The 18899-nt window shown below is 43.7% G+C and carries 17 protein-coding genes; 5 read left to right on the forward strand and 12 right to left on the reverse strand.

The features are described from left to right. Nucleotides 1-59: 59 nt before the first annotated feature. The 8 genes from LN893_RS00935 to LN893_RS00970 form a co-directional block, all read right to left on the reverse strand. Entirely contained in the window at nucleotides 60-269 is a 210-nt protein-coding gene (locus LN893_RS00935; protein ID WP_229967371.1) for an alkylphosphonate utilization protein, read from the reverse strand. A 92-nt stretch (nucleotides 270-361) separates the two neighbouring features. Continuing rightward, on the reverse strand, nucleotides 362-934 hold the full coding sequence (locus LN893_RS00940; protein WP_229967372.1) for a pentapeptide repeat-containing protein: 573 nt from the start codon (nucleotides 932-934) through the stop codon (nucleotides 362-364). 70 nt (nucleotides 935-1004) lie between these two features. After that, on the reverse strand, nucleotides 1005-1655 hold the full coding sequence (locus LN893_RS00945) for a hypothetical protein (protein WP_229967374.1): 651 nt from the start codon (nucleotides 1653-1655) through the stop codon (nucleotides 1005-1007). 10 nt (nucleotides 1656-1665) lie between these two features. Continuing rightward, nucleotides 1666-3315, reverse strand: coding sequence for a S41 family peptidase (locus LN893_RS00950; protein ID WP_229967376.1), 1650 nt, complete (start codon nucleotides 3313-3315; stop codon nucleotides 1666-1668). Further along, complete coding sequence (locus tag LN893_RS00955) at nucleotides 3316-3723, reverse strand: hypothetical protein (protein WP_229967378.1); 408 nt, start codon at nucleotides 3721-3723, stop codon at nucleotides 3316-3318. It abuts the gene before it with no gap. A gap of 92 nt (nucleotides 3724-3815) precedes the next feature. Then, complete coding sequence (locus tag LN893_RS00960; RefSeq protein ID WP_229967381.1) at nucleotides 3816-4532, reverse strand: CTP synthase C-terminal region-related (seleno)protein; 717 nt, start codon at nucleotides 4530-4532, stop codon at nucleotides 3816-3818. A 212-nt stretch (nucleotides 4533-4744) separates the two neighbouring features. After that, nucleotides 4745-6139, reverse strand: a complete 1395-nt coding sequence (gene fumC, locus LN893_RS00965) for a class II fumarate hydratase (RefSeq protein WP_229967382.1) — start codon at nucleotides 6137-6139, stop codon at nucleotides 4745-4747. A 278-nt stretch (nucleotides 6140-6417) separates the two neighbouring features. Beyond that, a complete protein-coding gene (locus LN893_RS00970; RefSeq protein WP_229967384.1) occupies nucleotides 6418-7137 on the reverse strand; it encodes a hypothetical protein in 720 nt (239 codons plus the stop codon). Between the two features lie 234 nt (nucleotides 7138-7371). Here LN893_RS00970 and LN893_RS00975 point away from each other — a divergent pair, with 234 nt between their 5' ends. The 5 genes from LN893_RS00975 (at nucleotide 7372) to LN893_RS00995 (ending at nucleotide 15916) form a co-directional block, all read left to right on the forward strand. Further along, on the forward strand, nucleotides 7372-10296 hold the full coding sequence (locus LN893_RS00975; protein ID WP_229967386.1) for a CHASE domain-containing protein: 2925 nt from the start codon (nucleotides 7372-7374) through the stop codon (nucleotides 10294-10296). A gap of 177 nt (nucleotides 10297-10473) precedes the next feature. Next, nucleotides 10474-11853, forward strand: a complete 1380-nt coding sequence (gene radA / locus LN893_RS00980; protein ID WP_229967388.1) for a DNA repair protein RadA — start codon at nucleotides 10474-10476, stop codon at nucleotides 11851-11853. A 537-nt stretch (nucleotides 11854-12390) separates the two neighbouring features. Next, complete coding sequence (locus tag LN893_RS00985) at nucleotides 12391-13575, forward strand: baeRF3 domain-containing protein (RefSeq protein WP_229967390.1); 1185 nt, start codon at nucleotides 12391-12393, stop codon at nucleotides 13573-13575. Nucleotides 13576-13929: 354 nt separating this feature from the next. After that, a complete protein-coding gene (locus LN893_RS00990; protein ID WP_229967392.1) occupies nucleotides 13930-14949 on the forward strand; it encodes an SPASM domain-containing protein in 1020 nt (339 codons plus the stop codon). Nucleotides 14950-14980: 31 nt separating this feature from the next. Beyond that, nucleotides 14981-15916 (forward strand): mechanosensitive ion channel family protein, encoded by a 936-nt coding sequence (locus tag LN893_RS00995; RefSeq protein ID WP_229967394.1) that lies wholly within the window; start codon nucleotides 14981-14983, stop codon nucleotides 15914-15916. A gap of 55 nt (nucleotides 15917-15971) precedes the next feature. On the opposite strand, the gene LN893_RS01000 is transcribed toward LN893_RS00995, so the two are convergent. The 4 genes from LN893_RS01000 to LN893_RS01015 all read right to left on the reverse strand — a co-directional run bounded on the left by LN893_RS01000 (nucleotide 15972) and on the right by LN893_RS01015 (nucleotide 18758). Further along, nucleotides 15972-16310: a hypothetical protein gene (locus tag LN893_RS01000; protein ID WP_229967396.1), complete on the reverse strand. Its 339-nt coding sequence runs from the start codon at nucleotides 16308-16310 to the stop codon at nucleotides 15972-15974. 194 nt (nucleotides 16311-16504) lie between these two features. Continuing rightward, nucleotides 16505-16687, reverse strand: a complete 183-nt coding sequence (locus tag LN893_RS01005; RefSeq protein WP_229967398.1) for a FeoB-associated Cys-rich membrane protein — start codon at nucleotides 16685-16687, stop codon at nucleotides 16505-16507. Nucleotides 16688-16720: 33 nt separating this feature from the next. Then, nucleotides 16721-17524: an inositol monophosphatase family protein gene (locus LN893_RS01010; protein WP_229967400.1), complete on the reverse strand. Its 804-nt coding sequence runs from the start codon at nucleotides 17522-17524 to the stop codon at nucleotides 16721-16723. A 10-nt stretch (nucleotides 17525-17534) separates the two neighbouring features. Then, on the reverse strand, nucleotides 17535-18758 hold the full coding sequence (locus LN893_RS01015; RefSeq protein ID WP_229967402.1) for an Lnb N-terminal periplasmic domain-containing protein: 1224 nt from the start codon (nucleotides 18756-18758) through the stop codon (nucleotides 17535-17537). Nucleotides 18759-18899 lie beyond the last annotated feature (141 nt).

An 18899-nucleotide genomic window follows, 5' to 3' on the forward strand; every position in this document is an offset into this window, starting at 1 on the left:
ATAACAGACCAAAAGGGTTTGCCATGCCGAAGTGGCGGAAGCAAAAAGTAGTGCTGCTACTAAGCCTTCTTCAGAAACATTGTTTTGAGTACCACCTGGCTTTTGCCAATGCGGCATTCTACTTCATCTAGGCTGTTTGTCAGTCGGATGTTTTTGATTACGTTGCCGCGCTTCAGGGTGGTAGGCATTCCCTTTATTTTCAGGTCTTTTACCACGTGCACAGCGTCTCCATCCTGCAGTATATTGCCGTTGCTGTCTTTTGTATCCATTATTTTGTTTTCGAAAAGCCAAAGGTAACCACTTTTAAAACTAGCATGGTTCTTTATGCAGTGGTATCAGCACGTTTCAAGAGCTTCAGAAGCTATTCAAATTTCAGGTCATATTTATCTAGCAAGCCTAGTATTTCTGTCATTGAGAACCTGGCTTTCTTGATGCGGTTCCTTTCAGGATCAATAGAAAAACTATGAGAGGCGCGTAAATCGGCTTTTTCCAGCAAGGTGTTATCGAAAGTTGCTCCAGCTAAGTTGCAGTTACTAATGACTGCGTTCGTTAAATCTGCCTCCGCAAAATCCACTTCCTGCAAGCTACAATTAGTAAACTTCCTACCCTTCAGATTTAGCTGGTAAAAAGAAGACAGGTTCAATTGGCAGCCATCAAAATCTATAGACAACAAAAACTTGTTGCAGTTTTCGAAGTGCAGCCCAAGTAGCTTACAAGCTGAGAACTGTACATTTCTGAAAGCTGCACTGGCCACGTTTGCCATACTTAAATCGCAATTTTTGAACTTGCACTCTACAAAAGTGATGTATGCTAAATCAGAGTTTGAGAAGAGGCAGTTGTTAAAGGTGCAATTCTCATATTCGCCTTTGGGCAACTTTGTCTCAGTAAAATCTACTCCTTTAAATTCCTGATCTGCTGTGTATGTTCCGTTCATGTTTCTTTGCCAGATAGCTTTTGCGTTACGGTAGCTGTTATTCTTTTACGAGTTTTGCTTTCGAGAATAGTTATTTTTCGGTCTTCTGCTGGCTTACCAATTCCAGTCTGTCATCTACAACTTTGAAGATAAGCTCTTCCGTCCACTCCCAAAATGCCTCTTCCCGTAGGTTCATGCCGCTTGCTTCGTAGTTTACCTTTATAGTATCTGCCTTTGTGGTTACAGCAAGGCTTGTAAAGGTTTTCTGGGATGTTGCAGTAAACGGCACTACAGGGCAGCTTTCAAGTCTTTCCAAAGCTTTGGGGGTGTTCCGCAGCCAATGCCGTAGGAAACTCAGATGCTTATCGGAACATTGGTAGCCTAAGTTCAAGGCATCAATAACTTTGCAGTTCAGGTTGCTGAAGCTTTCGTTGGCTTCTCCGTCCCAATCGCAATCACTGCCTACAAAAGTAGCAACGTAACCTATGGCCGCTCTCTCAGGATCAGAAATAGTTTTAAAGTAGCTGTCGTTTAAGGTAATCGTACTAACCGAATCCTTTGCGTCTGCATTATAGATATTCTCTCGCCAAAGTACCGTAACGGTAGTATCCTGTAGTAAGGCTTCTGATGATGTGGCGTTCTCTATAACTGGCTCCTGCATAACAGCAGGCTCCTCTTCTGCTTCCTGAATTTGGGCGCATGCTGCTAGCAACAGTAAAAAAGGCAGGTAAAGCTTTTTCATGCAACAGTATTTATTCATGGTTCTGCACAAATTCAATAGCCTTCTCAAGTACTTCATCTTTCCCAGCAATAACTCCTTGCAGTGTAGGCCTTACTTCAATATCTACCTTGACACCTTCTCTTTGTAAAGGAGACATGTCTGGATAAAAAATCCCAGAGCTAGTAAAATAGGATTCATAACCTCCTACAAATTTCTGACGAATCATCACTCCGCCAGCCCCAGCAGTTTGGCTGCCTACAGTGGTTACATTATAACCATTTTGAATCCACATGGCGGTATATTCGGCCCTGCTTTGGGTGTATTCATTTACAAGAACTACCACTTTCCCTTTAAATTTCGGATCACTTTTAGGAATTATAGTCTGGTCGGATAAAACATATTTACCAAGATATGTATAATCAGGCTTTATTTGTTTAACCACTACCGCATTTTTTGCTCCCAAAAAATCTCTAAATCTATTTCCAAAATATTCTTTCGGATAACTCCTCAGGTCTATAATAATGGCTTTGGTGCTTACTAAACTATTAAGAATGGTTGTTAATTCTTTTCCATTGATGATTCCTAAATTGATATAGCCAATATTGTTTTGAAGAATCTCCCATGCTTTACGGTTAGCGCCATACTGGAATTGATCAGACGTATATCTTGCTAGCTTTCGGACTTTAGTTTCTCCTCCTCTATTAATTTCAACATCGACACTATCTGAAGAGCCATTTAAAACTTTGCTAAAAGCATATTTTAGTTTGGTGTTATAATTTGAGCCATTAACATATTTCAGATTTTGCTTTAACACCTCGGCTACTTCGATTCCTTCCACTTTGCTTATTATATCCCCTGTTTTTATGTCATTCAACTCCGCCAGAGAATTATCATAAATACCCGTTATCACTATTTGATCATCTATGATTTTGAAAGCGGCTGGAATTTGTTTCAATCCGAAGTGCTCCTCTAGTATATCACTTGTAAAATAGCCATGACTGTCATCAATTTTTACCACTAGCTCCAACATTGCTAAGTGATAATCTAACTCTGAACTTGGGGAGGAAAACTTAGGCAGCATCTGGGAGAGAACTTCATCCCATTCCGTATCTAGTTGATACCTGTGGGGATAGAAATACTCAATGGTGTTCCAATATCTAAATAAGGACAACAGGCGTAATGGTTTGTTTGTCCAATCGAAGTTATCATACGATTTTTCGTTGGTGATAACAAGCATGGAGCTTCGCCCCTCGGTAGTTACATAATGAGGTTTTCCTTGGAACCTGTTTTGTTCAATAAACTTAAGTTTTTCAGTAAGCTCTTTGGTGAATACACTATTGTTCTCGAACCAAGTCAGATTGAAGTTTTTATCGAAAAGCTCTGATTTAGCATTGGATTGACATTTTTTACACAATTTAATGCCGCCTAAAGACTCAATCCAGGTTAGATAGATGCCTGATAACTCTTCTTTTGAGCTTGCCTTTTCTATAGAGGGTAAGATTGCCAATAGCTGATTGTCCCAGTCTAACTTTCCTTTTGCAACATTCGGGTGGTAATATTTCAGGAAGCCCCAGATTTTGGCAGTTGCCGCTAGTTTCTCAGTTTCAGATAAGTTGTTTTGTGCAGATGCTGTTTTGCAACTTATTAGTAGACCTAGAAAGATTAAGATTATGTTTTTCATTTAATTATGTACCGTCATATCAAAAATATTTGTAGGATAATGGGGAGACGGATTTACTTCGACTTTCAGATAATTAGTTTTTCTCCTGCTCAAATCATTAATTGAAAAGGTACGCCCATATGTGTTCTTGTAACTAGTTTGTGTATCTGAATATTTCAAAATGCTCAAACACAACAATGGTTCGGATAAAGACAGAAATGGAGCTTTATACTTGATAAAAAAAGGACCTGTTGAGCTATTAGAATCTACGCTTTGAAACTGCTTGTTTACAGCGCAACTAAATTGCACACTATCTAAAACGTAAGCAGTATTATTTTCAATTACCAGCTCAAATTCTTTTTCAGTAGAACAAGATGTTATTGCTGCTGAAAGAAGTAATGCAACAATCATAACCTTCCATTTTTCCATATTTAAAAAAACTAATGATTACCTCATATAACACACAACGGCTTGTACATAAGGCGAGCGAGGCGTAGCTGAAGCTTGGCTTATGTACGGGATTAGGCATAAGTGCTTTTATTTTTTGTTACTGTTCTTAAAAACTCTGTCACTAATGTATGGGGTGTTTCAACGGATGAGTTGTCCTGTGGAACAAAAAGTGTAACAATAAAGAAAGGATGATTCTCCAATTCTAAAATTCTTGCTTCCTTATGTATGTCTGTGCCAACAATTTTAAATCCCTTTCCGTCAAGTTGGTTTTGATACTCTGGATTAAGCCCAAAATTGCAGTAATATCTTTCGTTTATTCTCTTTGTTCCGAAAATTTCAAATATTTTGGAAGTTTTGTCGGTTAGTTCAATCTCAAGAATTTGTCCTGCCAGTGAACAATTTAATGGATTAACAACAAGTTTGGATGAGTAAGGGTCGTATTCTGCGTGTTCTGCGTCTGAAATTCCTAATACGTTTCTGGCAAACTCAATTACCATATGTTGAAATCCTCCACAAGTACCAAGCGTTGGTATACTGTTTTCTCTTGCGTACTTGATAATTCGTAATGCTCCTGCCATACTTTTATACGGACTTCCTGGTGCTATCCAAAAGCCATTGTAAGTGGTAATAATTTTGTCAAAATCTGTTTCAATTGTATCCGTTGCAATCCAATCATACTGAAGTTGGATATCAAGCTTTTTAATAGAATGTTCGATTCCTTCGTTTGTCGCTTTATGTGGTCTAAAAGTATCATTGTAGTCTCCAATAATTGCAAGCTTTGTTTTCATATTTCTATATTTACTTATATATATATAATATTTTATTAGTTGCTAGTATTTTGCCTAACTTTTGGCTAAACGTAACTGGACTAACGAATATACTATATTCTTGAACTAGTATGCTATGCAGGCACAACAAAAAAAGCAGCCCCCGCAGGAGCTGCTTTTTCATCTATATGAAACACAGGCAGAGGCCTATGTACTTAGAATGTAGCGTCTTATTATTTTAAGCTGCCGATCATCTCTTCTGGCTTCACCCACTCGTCGAACTGCTCGTTAGTGAGCAGGCCAAGGTCGATGGCTGCCTGACGAAGGGTAGTACCTTCTTTGTGAGCAGTCTTAGCAATCTTAGCAGCGTTGTCGTAACCAATGTGCGGGTTCAGGGCTGTAACCAGCATCAAAGAGTTCTCCAGGTTGTGCTTAATGCGTTCTCTATTTGGCTCTATACCTACGGCGCAGTGCTTATCGAAAGAATCGCAGGCATCACCAATCAGTTGGGCGCTCATCAGCAGGTTATAAATCATTACAGGCTTAAACACGTTCAGCTCGAAATGGCCGTTCATGCCGCCTACCGAGATAGCCACGTCGTTACCGATTACCTGAGCGCAAACCATTGTCATGGCCTCAGCCTGGGTTGGATTTACTTTGCCTGGCATAATAGAAGATCCTGGTTCGTTTTCTGGGATGGTGATTTCAGCGATACCAGAGCGTGGGCCAGAAGCCAGTAAACGGATATCGTTGGCAATCTTCATCAAGCTTACCGCCAGTTGTTTTAACGCACCAGAGGTTTCTACGATAGCATCGTGTGCAGCAAGTGCCTCAAACTTATTTGGAGCCGTACGGAACTCGTGGCCTGCATACTGAGAGATTTTGTCTGCCACCAGTTCAGCATAACCAGCAGGCGTGTTCAGACCTGTACCTACCGCAGAACCACCTAAGGCTAAATCTTTCAGGTGATCTAATGTATTCTCAAGTGCTCTTGAACCATACTCCAGCTGCTTCACATAGCCAGAAAGCTCCTGACCTAGCGTCAGCGGCGTAGCATCCATCAGGTGCGTACGTCCAATCTTCACTACATCCATGAAAGCCTCCGATTTGCTTTGCAACGTGTCGCGTAGCTTCTTAATCATAGGCAGCGTGTGCTCTACCACTTTTTTGTAAGCGGCAATATGCATGGCTGTCGGGAAAGTGTCGTTCGAAGATTGCGATTTGTTTACGTCGTCGTTCGGGTGGATCTTCTTTTTCTCGTCCATCAGGTCGCCGCCTAGTAGTACGTGCGCGCGGTTAGCCACCACTTCGTTCACGTTCATGTTAGACTGCGTACCAGAACCAGTCTGCCACACCACCAGCGGGAACTGGTCGTTCAGCTTGCCATCCAGAATCTCATCGCATACCTGCGAAATGATGTCAGCTTTATCCTGCGCCAGCACGCCTAGTTCGGCATTGGCCTGCGCGGCAGATTTCTTAAGTATAGCAAAAGCTTCTATAATCTCCTGCGGCATTTGCTGGCCACCGATCGTAAAGTTTTCTTTTGAGCGTTGTGTTTGAGCGCCCCAGTATTTGTCTGCAGGCACCTCTATCGGGCCCATAGTGTCTTTCTCTACGCGAACTTGCATATCAATCTATAGTTAGTTTGAAGAATTATCTGTCTGTAGCAAAGCTACAAAACTTTTGTTTTAGTTACGAGTTCCGAATTTTAAGTGCTGAGTAGGGCTTTTGCTAAATCTACTGCACCACTTTTCTGTAGCTAAAGTTCTGCTCTTCAAGATGCAGAACATAAGATAAAAGACTACTCTGCTGTAACTTTCTGTTGCCACACTTTACCAAATACGTTTAGGAACGATGGGCTTTTACAGCCGTAACTCATCATTCAGAACTCAAGGCTCAGAACTCATCATCTTATGACCCGTTTGCCCGACTCCTGTGCAAGAAAAGCAATCATCTCTAACTCCACAGGTTTCAGATATGTTGTATTCAGTACGTTTTGGTCGTTAAAAGTAATCATGTACTCTCCTTCTGCACCCAGATACTCTATACTACTGATGTCGGTCAGTTGGTAAGTTTTATCTTCCTGCAATAAGCTGCTAATGTGCATTTGTTGCTCATCGATAGTAACGTGCCAGCGGGTGGAGTACCAGGCAACAGTCCCTCCTATCAGGAGGAGTATTGCAAATAGAAGATAGTAGTAGCGCATAGAGCGATGCCCCTCCTGGTTAACAACATACTTTCTGTACAACTGGTAATCGTGGCCTAGCACAGACTGCTGTACTATTCGCAGTGGCAGCAAGCCTAATATAAGACCAAGAAGCAGGCCAGGGGCAAAAAGCGCTCTGAAGTTAGGCGTAAGCAAATACATAGCATTGCCAGTCATGTGTATCATGCTGGTAACTAAAGCCAGCATACCTGCGCTGAAAACAGCAAAGATGGTAGCAAACAAAAAGTACAGCAGAGTCAGCTTCCACTCCTGCTTCTGGATATACTTTATCTCATCGGCGGTAACACTTTCGGCTGTCGCCTTTGGAGGGGATAATTTGCGAATGGCAAACCGCACCACAGGCAACAGCACAGCCACTGCAAAGAAACTCAGTAAAAGACTTTTAATTATTTCGAGCATAAAAAATTAGGTATGCCGCAAAGGTAATACGGTATACCTAATTTTCTGTAAATAAAGCCTAATAACCAGGCGGGCCAACAAGTAAAGACTGTAGGTGTTTTAAGAAAAGAAGGTTAATTTAATATGATTTTCACTATCTTTTCAACTAAAATTGGTGCTTCAGGTAAAAGTATAACTTCTAATTATGTGTGGTATGAGGGGGATCTTTGATGTTGGAGCTTTTAAATTATTAAAATGAAAGTAACCAAACTGGTCATTTTTATAAGAGATTACTTTCTGGCTATAGTTTCTTTTTTGCTAATCTTCCTGCTCACCCTATTTGTATATTCCGAAACAAAGCAGAAAGCCGCAGAACGGAGAGCGAAGCTATTTGATATTACTGCGTCGCAGGCTGTGGAAGCAATAGATCTTCAGATGCGTGACTACGTGCAGGTGTTAATAGGTGCGAAGGCATTGTTTATCGCATCAGATACAATAGAGCGGAAACCCTGGAAGCAATACTACGAAGCCCTGAACCTGGAGAAGAACTATCCTGGCATACAAGGTTTAGGATATGCAGTAGCAGTGTGGCCCGACCAGCTGGAAGAACACAACAACTTGCTGCGAGCAGAAGGATTTGAAAACTTTAAGTTGTGGCCCGAAGGTAAAAGGCCTTTCTACACCTCTATTATATACTTGGAGCCGTTTGTAGGCCGCAACCTCAGGGCCTTTGGCTACGACATGTACAGCGACTCCGTAAGGCGTTCTGCCATGAAAATGGCCCGCGATACCAAGAAGCCAACCATGACAGGAAAGGTTCGGCTAGTGCAGGAGAACGGAGAAGATGAGCAGGCTGGGTTTCTTGTTTACCTACCTATTTACAAAAATAACTCTGACCCTGAATCTATCCGCGAACGCCAGCTCCAAATAAAAGGCTTTGTATACAGCCCATTCCGTGCAAAAGATCTCATGTCTGCCGTGCTAGGCAAAAATTACGATGATCTGGATATCGAAGTGTATGATGGCAATACAATGGATAAAGCTTCTGTGCTCTTTAGCACCGATAGCACGCTGCACTACCATAGCGAAGAGAAGCGCCCTTTTAGTAAGCTAAGCACCATCAGGGTAGGCAACAGGATCTGGCGCGTGTACAGTTCTGCCGACGACAGCTTTGGAAACGCTACCGATGTAGGCCTGCCTTATTTTATATTGATGGGCGGTAGCATTATGAGCTTGCTCATATTCTTAATTGTGTGGTCGCTCTCTAACAGCCGCCGCTCTAACCGCATCAAGCAAAGTATAACAGACAATGCCACTGCAGCCCTGTTTATGATAAACGGAAAAGGCTACTGTACTTTTATGAACCCCGCGGCGGAAGAAATGACGGGCTATACCTTGGAAGAAATGAAGGCAAAGCCGCTGCACGAGATGATTCATCACACCCGCCCAGATGGTAGCCCTTTCCCTGTGGAAGAATGCTCAATAGGCAAAGTATTACCAACAAACACTGATGTAAGGGCGCATGAGGATGTGTATATCAGGAAAGACGGAAGCTTTTTTGATGTGGTAATCGCCGCCAAGCCTATCATGGAAAATAATGTGCCCAGTGGTACGATTATAGAAGTGCGCGACATAACAGAAGAGAAAAAGGTGCAGCAGGCTATTCTGGAGAGCGAGGCTCGTTTCAGAACCATGGCCGATAGTGCCCCTGTTATGATTTGGATGGCTGATGCCTGGGGGCAGTGCATGTACGTGAACGACCAGTGGCTGGAGTTTACAGGCAAAACATTTGAAGAAAATATAAACTTTGGGTGGCTACAGCCTATAGCATCAGAAGATGGTACCTATTACGAAGATGTTTACAAAAAAGCATGCGCCGAGGCAGCACCTTTCCGAGTAGAGTACCGCATGAAACGCAGTGATGGACAGCAGCGCTGGGTAGTAAATACAGGCACGCCTCGTTTCGGTGCTAGCAATGAGTTTTTAGGACATATAGGTTCTGTTTTAGATATAACCGAAATAAAAGAGGCAGAGCGTAAAATAAAGCAGAACGCCGAACTATTGCAGAAGCTGTTTTTGGAAGTACCTGCCCTGGTGGCGCTGCTTCGTGCGCCCGATCAGCAATATGTGCTGGCAAACCCACAGTACCGCAAGCTGTACGGAAGCAGGCCTTTGGTTGGCAAAACGCTGCGGGAGGCGCATCCAGAGTTGGAAGGGATAGGGTTCTTCGAACGTTTAGATAAAGTTTTTTCGTCAGGCAAAGCCTATGTGGGGCAGGAAGTAACAGCTCCGATAGATAGAAACAGCGATGGCAACCTGCAAGAGGCTTATTTTAACCTGGTGTACCAGCCGCTGTTAGATGGTAAAGGAAAAGTAGAAGCTGTATTGTTGTTTGCCGTAGAGGTTACAGAACTGGTGGCAGCCCGCAAAAAGCTGGCAGCTACAAACGAGGAGCTAAGCCAGACAAACCAGGAACTACAGCGCATTAACGATGACCTCGATAGCTTTGTATACACCGCCTCCCACGATTTAAAATCGCCTATTGCCAATATGGAAGGGCTGATAACGCTGCTGCGTGATATTTTACAAGGCAAACTAGAAGGCGAAGACAGTCAGGTGCTGGATATGGTTGGCAACTCCATCAACAAATTAAAGCTTACGGTAGCCGATCTGGCAGAAATAACGAAGGTGCAGAAGGAGTTGCAGGAAAGCATAGAGCCGCTTTCATTTCAAAGCTTACTACAGGATGTAGAAGCCGATATCAGCAGCCTGATTGAAGAAGCCGATGCTATTATAGAAACAGATTTTCAGGTTGACAACATTACATATGCCCGAAAAAACCTGAGAAGCATCATCTACAACCTTGTGTCGAATGCCATTAAGTACAGAGACCCTACACGCCAGCCGCTGGTGCAGCTAAGCACTTGTCAGCAAGATGGATACATTGTGCTGGAGGTGCAGGATAATGGTTTGGGTATAAAAAAAGAGCAGCAGCACAAACTATTCAACATGTTTAAGCGCCTGCACAGCCATGTAGAAGGCACAGGCATAGGTCTGTATATTGTAAAGCGCATTATAGAAAACAACGGAGGGCGCATAGAAGTAGAGAGCGAGTTAGGCAAAGGCACTACGTTCAAAGTACGCTTTAAGCAGGTGCCTATAGAAGCACAAAAAGTCTAACAGCTGCTAACACAAACCCATGCAAAATTACTTTTTAACGAGATTTTAGATTCAGCTAGCTCCGCTCTAAAAAGTGAAGATAATGCTGCTATTGGCAATTTTCTGCCCCTTAACTTTGTTCTGATCTAAGGACATTCCATCCTAAAACAATCTACAAAAAACGAACAGCGACATTTAATGGCTAAAATAAAAACGTCTTACTTCTGCCAGAACTGTGGCGCCCAATCTGCCAAATGGATTGGCAAGTGCCCAGCATGTGGCGAGTGGAATACTTATGTAGAAGAAGTGGTGCAGCGCGAGGAGGTAACCCCTACCAGCGCCTGGAAAGTAGGCACTAGTTCTGCACAAGTTTCGAGCAAGCCTAAGCCCATTGCCGATATCAGTTACCAGGAGCAGCAGCGTATTATATCGAAGGACGAAGAACTGAACCGTGTGTTGGGCGGAGGTATAGTGCCAGGATCTATGGTGTTGATTGGTGGCGAGCCAGGTATAGGCAAGTCAACGCTGATGCTGCAGATTGCGCTTTCGCTGAGTGGATTGCGCGTACTGTACGTGAGCGGTGAAGAAAGCGAGCAGCAGATTAAAATGCGCGCCGAACGCCTTGTAGCCCAAACCTCCGACTGCTTTATACTTACTGAAACAGGTACACAAAATATTTTTAAGCAGATAGAGTTGTTGCGCCCACAGGTACTCATTGTCGATTCTATCCAGACTCTCCACTCCTCTTTTATAGAGGCAGGAGCAGGTAGTGTAAGTCAGGTGCGGGAATGTACGGCAGAGCTGCTAAAGTTTGCCAAGGAAAGCGGTGTACCTGTCTTCCTGATCGGCCACATCACCAAAGAAGGAAATTTGGCAGGCCCAAAAATTCTGGAGCACATGGTAGATACAGTGTTGCAGTTCGAAGGCGATCGCCACATGACCTACCGCATCCTGCGCACCACCAAAAACCGTTTCGGCTCTACCTCAGAATTGGGTATATACGAAATGCTAGGCACAGGACTACGCGAGGTAAGTAATCCTTCGGAAATACTGATATCGCAGCGCGAAGATTCTTTTAGCGGCATTGCGATAGGTGCAACGCTGGAAGGTAACCGTCCGCTGCTGATAGAGGTGCAGAGCCTTGTAACCCCTGCTACCTACGGCACTCCGCAACGCACCAGCACAGGCTTCGATGGCAAACGCCTGAACATGCTGCTGGCAGTGCTGGAGAAACGCGGCGGCTACCGTTTAGGTGCTCAAGACGTTTTCCTGAACATAGCTGGCGGCCTTAAAGTGGAAGATCCTGCGCTTGACTTAGCAGTGTGTGCCTCTATCCTTTCTTCTTTCGAGGACATGGCTATACCAAGTACCACCTGTTTTGCAGCAGAAGTAGGTTTGGGAGGCGAAGTAAGAGCCGTTAATCGTGTCGAGAACCGTATCACGGAAGCAGAAAAACTGGGCTTCAAAGACATTTATATCTCTAAGTACAACAAAAAAGGCGTTGACTTGAGCAAATTCTCCATCAATATACATGCTCTTGGCAGATTGGAAGAAGTGTTCAGCAGCTTGTTTGGGTAAGGGTTTTGGAACCACAATGCAATAAAAGCTTTGTGCCTACTTCTTTAAAAAATATAAAAATAAAGTTGGTCTGTCTGAACTTCTAGTGGGCTAGTTATGGTTTATGTAGCAAATGCTGGTAACTCCTATAAATGCTAATAATCACATGGATGCTGGTGTTTTAGAGTTGGATTTAGTAGTAAAACTGAACTTCACGAGCTACAAAATATATCTGCTTGCTTCTTCATTGAGGAGTGAAGGGGGCAATCAATACAATTTTCGTCGGCCAGGCAATTGAGAAGCAGCCAACGGACTTCTACAGCATCTCGATGCTGACCATGTTTCTAAAATAGTTTATCGTTCACATATTCCTGCAGCCCGATGCTTCTAGCGTCGGGCTGCTTGCTTTTACAGCCTTTGCTTTATAAAAACCTATCCTTTGCCTGTAAATAACCGTTCATATAATAGATGCGTATTTTATCTCTACCACCCCTTGCTTACAGAGGGTGTTGAGATAAGCATTCTTTTTAATGATTATTTAACCAAACGACTATATATATGGCATTGATAAATAAGAAAGACATTGAGACGTTGCTTAATGTACAGGAAAATACACAAAACGCTTTGTGCATTTCAATATTCATACCTACACACCGTGCTGGAGCCGAAACGCTGAACGGACAGGACAGCACGTTGTTCAAGAACAAAATAAACGAAGTAAAAAAATTACTCGCAGTACGTAATTTATCAGAAGCGGAGATAGACGAATATATAAAGCCAGCAGAAGAACTACTGCACGCTAATGGTTTTTGGCGCCACCAAGGCGAAGGTTTGGCTGTGTTTATCACGAAAGGCTTCTCTACACACTACACGCTACCTATTGTAATGCCTGAGGCAGTGTATGTGATGAATAAGTTCTACTTTACCCCAATACTACCTTTGCTAAGCCAGAACGGTCGCTTCTTTGTGCTGTGGCTATACCGTGAGAAAATCAGATTCTACGAAGCAACTATCGATAGCATCCGAGAAGTTGATATTACTTCTTTTGTGCCAGAGTCTATGAATGAGTCGCTGAAGTTTGACGTAAAAGGCAATGACCAGGACTATAATTTTAGCAGAACCGCAGTAAACGGTACAGGTATACTTAATACCGCTCAAGGCTTTACGCAAGGCGACCAACAATATGATCGCGTACACCAGTTTATGCAGGATATAGACAGCAGCATGCAGGAAATATTGCATGATGCCACAGAACCGCTTATTCTGGCTGGTGTAGACCACTACTGCAGTATTTTCCGCACTACAAGTAAGTACAAAAACATAGTGCCGCAAAATATTAACGTGAATGAAGGTGTAGACGGCATGAAAACCATACATGAAAAAGCCGTGGACATTATGAAGCCGCTCATGCACCAGAGCCACGTCGAATCTTTGGACCGTTACCAAAATGTGGCAGGTACGGGCGTTACTTCCGATGATATTGCCACAGTGGCAGCCGAAGCCGTGCACGGCCGTGTAGATACCTTGTTTATTGCACCAAGCGACCCAGTTTGGGGTACTTATGATGCCGTAAAAGCTACTGCCGAGATACACGATGAATACCACCAGGGCGACGATGACCTAATTAACCTGGCTGCTATAAAAACTATATCGCAGGGCGGTAGAGTGTTTGTAAGCAACTATGGTGGCATGGCTGAGGTAAGCGACGGACAGGGTAACGTTAAAGCTCTTTTCAGATACTAAAACGCATAATTTTGGCCTTTCGAGCCAGAAAGCATAATTTAGTGGGGTAGCCAACAGGTTACCCCATTTTTTTAAAGCTTACACTACAAATATGCCGCTCAACTTAAAGAAAGCTCAGGGCTAATGTGAACGAGCAAACGAGGCAGCAGACTAGTTTTACAAGAAGTGCAGCTTTACGGAAACAAGCCGTTCAGAGGTAGACAGCTTTAGAAAACCATACCCACTACCTCACTCGGTATTTAATATTGGTGAGTTGAGTAAAAGCCAGTAGCAAGCTATATCTAAACAATTTATAGCGGCTGCAGTTCTTTTAAAAGAATACCATAAATTACCTATCAACCTTATACTGTTACTGTGCCACACCTAACCGACGGGCTTAACTTTCTATCTAAACTAACACCGCTTCGTGCCTTAAATGCACTACAGGTAGTGAGCAGCTATATAGTTTCTAAAGTAACAGGCAAGGCTACACATTGGGGCTATCCGTTTAGCATTTCTATAGAGCCCACCACCTCTTGCAACCTCCGTTGTCCTGAGTGTCCCAGTGGCCTCCGCTCCTTTACCCGCCCTACAGGTATGCTGCAGCAGGATATTTTCGAGACTACGATAGAGCAGCTGCACAAGCGCTTGCTATACCTCATCTTCTACTTTCAGGGAGAGCCTTACCTGCACAAAGAGTTTTTACGGATGGTGAAGTATGCCTCCAGCAGGGGCATTTATACTGCGACCTCTACCAACGCACATTTTCTGGATGATGAGAATGCCCGCAAAACGGTAGAGTCGGGCTTGGATCGCCTGATTGTATCGATAGACGGCACTACACAGGAAACTTATGCGGCTTACCGTATAGGCGGTAAGCTGGAGAAGGTGCTGGAGGGAACAAGAAATGTGGTGAAGTGGAAAAAAGAGTTAAAATCGAAAACACCACACATCATGTTTCAGTTTTTAGTAGTACGGCCTAACGAGCATCAGCTGGATGACGTAAAGAAGCTGGCGCAGGAGCTGGGCGTAGATGAGGTAGTTTTTAAAACGGCACAAATCTACGACTATGCGCAAGGTTCGCCGCTTATCCCGACGATAGACTATTATTCTCGGTACCAGAACAACGGAGATGGCAGCTACAGCCTTAAAAATAAGCTGTTGAACCATTGCTGGAAGATGTGGCATTCGTGTGTCATTACCTGGGATGGCCTGATGGTGCCCTGCTGCTTCGATAAAGACGCCGAGTACAGAATGGGTGATTTAAAAGAGGAAAGTTTTCAGCAGGTGTGGCGTGGGCCCGCGTATAAGCAGTTTAGGCAGTCGGTGCTGCGTTCTCGTTCCGAAATAGAAATGTGCCGAAACTGTACGGAGGGTACCAAAGTGTGGGCCTGATAAAGAGGAACAGAATCAACTAACGAACTATATGCAAAACCTGAACGAAGAATTAGAGCTGCTGTGGGGTAAGCTGGAAACATGGGGCGACGAGATCATCCTGATGCTTCCCAATATTTTCTTAGCAATTATACTTCTTATTCTTACCTTTTATATAGCAAGGGTAGTAAGGGATTGGCTGGAAAAAGCTATAAGTAAGTTCTCTCATAGTGCCGCCATCAACAACTTAGTCCTGACGGTACTGTACATCGGTATGCTGCTGGTGGGCTTCTTCTTTGTGCTGGACATATTGAATCTTGATAGAGTAGTGATGTCGCTCTTGGCTGGTGTCGGTATCATTGGTCTGGCTTTGGGTTTTGCTTTTCAAGATATTGCTGCCAACTTTATTTCAGGAGTTATCATTGCCGTGCAAAGGCCTTTCGGAGTAGGCGATATGATTGAGACGAATGATTACTTTGGCGTAATTGAGCGGATAACCCTCCGCACCATAAACATAAGGCAGGTAACAGGCGAGGTGGTGCATATTCCTAACAAAATGGTTTTCGAGAACCCGACAGTGAACTACTCTATCTATGGCACCCGCCGCGTAGATCTAGATGTAGGTGTCTCGTATGGTGAAGACCTGGAGCGTGTGCAGCAAGTAGTTATCGAGGCCCTGCAAGAGGTAAAGAACCGCATCAACACACGCGACATTGAGGTGCTGTACCATGAGTTCGGCGACAGTTCTATCAACTTCAAAGCTAGATTCTGGATTTCGTATAAACGGCAGGTAGATTATGTACTTGCCAAGAGTGATGCTGTTATCCGCATCAAAAAGGCTTTTGATGCGAACGATATTATGATCCCGTTCCCAATTCGTACGCTGGACTTTGGTATAAAGGGAGGCGTGAAACTAAACGAGGAAGTGAAAAATATAACTGCCTCTATGAAGAATGGGCAGCAGTTGGGAGGAAATACGGAGCGGTAGGAAGGAATAATATTAGAACAGCAAAAAGGGCCGATACAATATCGGCCCTTTTTGCTTATTTACTTTCTTTATCTAAGTCTTTGCCAAGGTCTTCTATCTGCTTCATAAAGTTATCTATTTTCTCGTCGGCATAAGGGCCATATGAGTTAGTGATAGATCCCTTCAGGCCATCCACAGTTTCCAATACATAAAGTATTGCCATGTCATCAGGGTTCGTTTCACCCTCAAAACGATAAAAATCTATGATACGAGCCTCAGTTGGGCCATACGTGTTTTTATCGTCCATGGTGCTAAGGCGACCATCGTCATTAATCTTGAAATCAGTTTTATATCCTTCCTTACGTAGCTTGTTACTTACACTAACCAAGGATGTTAATTCTACTTTATCTTCCATAGCGTTACGGTTTTTAAATGAATATCTGTTGGGGTATTTTACATACCTCTATACGCAGAAACTAACTAAGGATACGAAAAAGTGCTAAGATTGATATAGAGCCAAAGCAAGCGATACTGGCAATAGGTATAAAAAAATAAGGTACAACTCTGTAGTTGTACCTTATTTATAAATAGTATGCAAGAACAAGAGGACTACGAAGAAGCGGTCTGCTTCTTTTGCAGCTCTTTTTGAATCTTGTTGAAATCTATAGTAGAGCATGCGCCGCCGCAGCCTTTGGCACAGCCGCTTTTAGCGCTAAAACTTTGGTAAAGCATACGGCCCATGTATGCCGCTGCCGCTAAAAAAATGATCAGTATAAGAATGTGCTGTACCATATGCTTTTATAACTACGCAAAGATAAGAAAAGTTTACTCTGCTTTGCCTTTCCAGAACTCGCCTATCGTTTCCATCATCTCAGCATGTATTTTGCCGTTGCTGGCTACCATCTCACGCCCAAATACCACATCGCCTTCTTCTGTAAACTTTGTCAGGTGCCCGCCTGCTTCTTTTACAATAATAGCGCCTGCGGCTACATCCCAAGGGTTCAGGTTGTATTCAAAAAAACCCTCGAAGCGCCCAACGGCCACATAAGCCAGATCTAAAGCGGCAGAGCCAATTCTGCGTACGCCATGCGATTTCTGCATAAAGCTGCTCATTACCTGCAGGTACTGCTGCATTAGGCCGAAATCGAAATAAGGAAAGCCCGTCGCGATAAGCGAATCTTTTAGCTGTGGAGCATCCGAAACCTTTATAGGCGCGTCATTTAAATAAGCTCCGCCCCCTTTGTAGGCAGAAAAGCACTCGTCGCGGTTTGGCTCGTATACGGTGCCTAATATTACCTCGTCGCCATCAGCCAGGCCAACGCTTACGCAATAGTCGGGCAGGCCGTGCGTAAAATTGGTGGTGCCATCCAGCGGGTCTATAATCCAGTTGTAACGTTCGCCTTTGGTGGTTTCGGTACCTTCTTCGGTAATAAAGCCAGCCTCTGGCAACAGCTTCTTCAGGTCTGCTACCAGCTGTTTTTCTGTTTCTTTATCTACATAAGATACCAGGTCGTTGAAACCTTTCATCTCTATTTTAGAGCGATCGAAGTTTGCGGCTTCTTGCTGTAGAAAAGCGCCTGCACTGCGGGCAATTACATTTAGGTTGTTTGATAACTGTTCTAAGTTCATAGTTTGGTTTTTATACTTTGGCCTTTGTTGTTAAAGTTCTTTTTTCTTTAAAAGACCATACAATGTACTCTGCTCTAAGTGCTAAGGTTAAAGCAATAGGAATAAATGCGGCGTGCGGTTCCTGTGGTAATCCCCACCAGGTAATTACCAGCAAACCTGTAATAACAGCCGTTATCGTCATGTAAAGCCTTATCCAGTTTGGGAGAAGCTTTTTGCCCAAAAAGAAAGCCACTACCACATGTGTAGGAATGCCCCACAACAGGTTAAAGTTGTTCGCAGTAGCCTGATGATCGGTGGCAAACCACAGCAGCAGGAATACAATGCCTAAGAGCCCTGCCACAAAGAAAAGAACTGTATCTAATGTGCGGGTACGTCGGCGGTTCTTAAAATCAAGTATGGTAACGATTAAAACTGCCACAAAGAACACCCAGAAAAGTATGGTTGGTGTAAACAGCGAAAAGCCTTCTTCCTGCGGTGGTGTCTGCAGGAAAACAGGCTGCGGCTCTCCTGCCAAAGGTACAGCCCTTCCATCACGCATAATGGTGGCGTTGGCAAAACCCTTCGAAAGATAATTAGGCAGGAACATGTACTCGTAAGGAGTTGCTTCTTGGTCTATTTTAGCACCCAAAGCTAAATCGATACCGAAGTCGCCCCAGGGCTGCGGCGGCAGGTACAAATCAATCAGGTTGCGGAAAGTATAGTCTTTGTCGAAGTGCGCAATGTTAAACTCGATCTGACCAGGAAAAGTAGCTTCTAAACCATCGCGGATACGGGTAGCACAGTTATCGAAGAAGAAATCATACAGATAGAAGCGATTGGCTGGCAGGTAATTGTTTGTCAGGAATAGCCAATACTGCTGCTTTTGCTCTGGTGTCAGGTTCAGTTCCTGCTCATACACAGAGCGGTTCTCCATCGAGTAGTTGTACACGAAATCGCGGAAATAAGCGGCAGAGAGTTTATAGTTCAGCTTTCCTCTGGCAAACTTCAGGTAAAAGTTCGGCTCGTTAAAATCGAAGGTGCCATAGTTAAAGATAATGTCCAGGCCCAGGGCAGGATCGTTTACCCGCACCGCACTGTGTCCGAATACAGCATACAAATCATCACCGCTGGAGCAGGTTATCAGGCTGATCTTGGCATCAGGCGATATACGCATGCCTTCAAACTGCGCCTGCGCCTGTAATGTACACAGGCACACCAGAAGCAGCAGCCCAATGTGTTTAAAATATCTTTTCATATAGTTAGCGAGGCGCTGGTGCCTCTGGATGCTCAGTTATTAAATGATTGGTATCGTTCTATATACTTGCTTTTTTACTGTGGCAGTAGTTTGTTCAAGCACCCCCTGCCCCCTCCTTATCTAAGGCGGGGAGTCTGCTGC

The sequence above is a fragment of the Pontibacter harenae genome (assembly GCF_020907245.1).
GTDB lineage: Bacteria > Bacteroidota > Bacteroidia > Cytophagales > Hymenobacteraceae > Pontibacter > Pontibacter harenae.

What these genes read in the sequence shown, in the direction of transcription:
- LN893_RS01005 (WP_229967398.1), bottom strand. Translation starts at nt 16,687, where the DNA reads ATGGTACAGCACATTCTTATACTGATCATTTTTTTAGCGGCAGCGGCA.
- LN893_RS00945 (WP_229967374.1), bottom strand. Translation starts at nt 1,655, where the DNA reads ATGAAAAAGCTTTACCTGCCTTTTTTACTGTTGCTAGCAGCATGCGCC.
- LN893_RS00950 (WP_229967376.1), bottom strand. Translation starts at nt 3,315, where the DNA reads ATGAAAAACATAATCTTAATCTTTCTAGGTCTACTAATAAGTTGCAAA.
- LN893_RS00975 (WP_229967386.1), top strand. Translation starts at nt 7,372, where the DNA reads ATGAAAGTAACCAAACTGGTCATTTTTATAAGAGATTACTTTCTGGCT.
- LN893_RS00940 (WP_229967372.1), bottom strand. Translation starts at nt 934, where the DNA reads ATGAACGGAACATACACAGCAGATCAGGAATTTAAAGGAGTAGATTTT.
- LN893_RS00935 (WP_229967371.1), bottom strand. Translation starts at nt 269, where the DNA reads ATGGATACAAAAGACAGCAACGGCAATATACTGCAGGATGGAGACGCT.
- LN893_RS01015 (WP_229967402.1), bottom strand. Translation starts at nt 18,758, where the DNA reads ATGAAAAGATATTTTAAACACATTGGGCTGCTGCTTCTGGTGTGCCTG.
- LN893_RS01000 (WP_229967396.1), bottom strand. Translation starts at nt 16,310, where the DNA reads ATGGAAGATAAAGTAGAATTAACATCCTTGGTTAGTGTAAGTAACAAG.
- LN893_RS00985 (WP_229967390.1), top strand. Translation starts at nt 12,391, where the DNA reads ATGGCATTGATAAATAAGAAAGACATTGAGACGTTGCTTAATGTACAG.
- LN893_RS00960 (WP_229967381.1), bottom strand. Translation starts at nt 4,532, where the DNA reads ATGAAAACAAAGCTTGCAATTATTGGAGACTACAATGATACTTTTAGA.
- fumC (WP_229967382.1), bottom strand. Translation starts at nt 6,139, where the DNA reads ATGCAAGTTCGCGTAGAGAAAGACACTATGGGCCCGATAGAGGTGCCT.
- LN893_RS00995 (WP_229967394.1), top strand. Translation starts at nt 14,981, where the DNA reads ATGCAAAACCTGAACGAAGAATTAGAGCTGCTGTGGGGTAAGCTGGAA.
- LN893_RS00955 (WP_229967378.1), bottom strand. Translation starts at nt 3,723, where the DNA reads ATGGAAAAATGGAAGGTTATGATTGTTGCATTACTTCTTTCAGCAGCA.
- LN893_RS00970 (WP_229967384.1), bottom strand. Translation starts at nt 7,137, where the DNA reads ATGCTCGAAATAATTAAAAGTCTTTTACTGAGTTTCTTTGCAGTGGCT.
- radA (WP_229967388.1), top strand. Translation starts at nt 10,474, where the DNA reads ATGGCTAAAATAAAAACGTCTTACTTCTGCCAGAACTGTGGCGCCCAA.
- LN893_RS01010 (WP_229967400.1), bottom strand. Translation starts at nt 17,524, where the DNA reads ATGAACTTAGAACAGTTATCAAACAACCTAAATGTAATTGCCCGCAGT.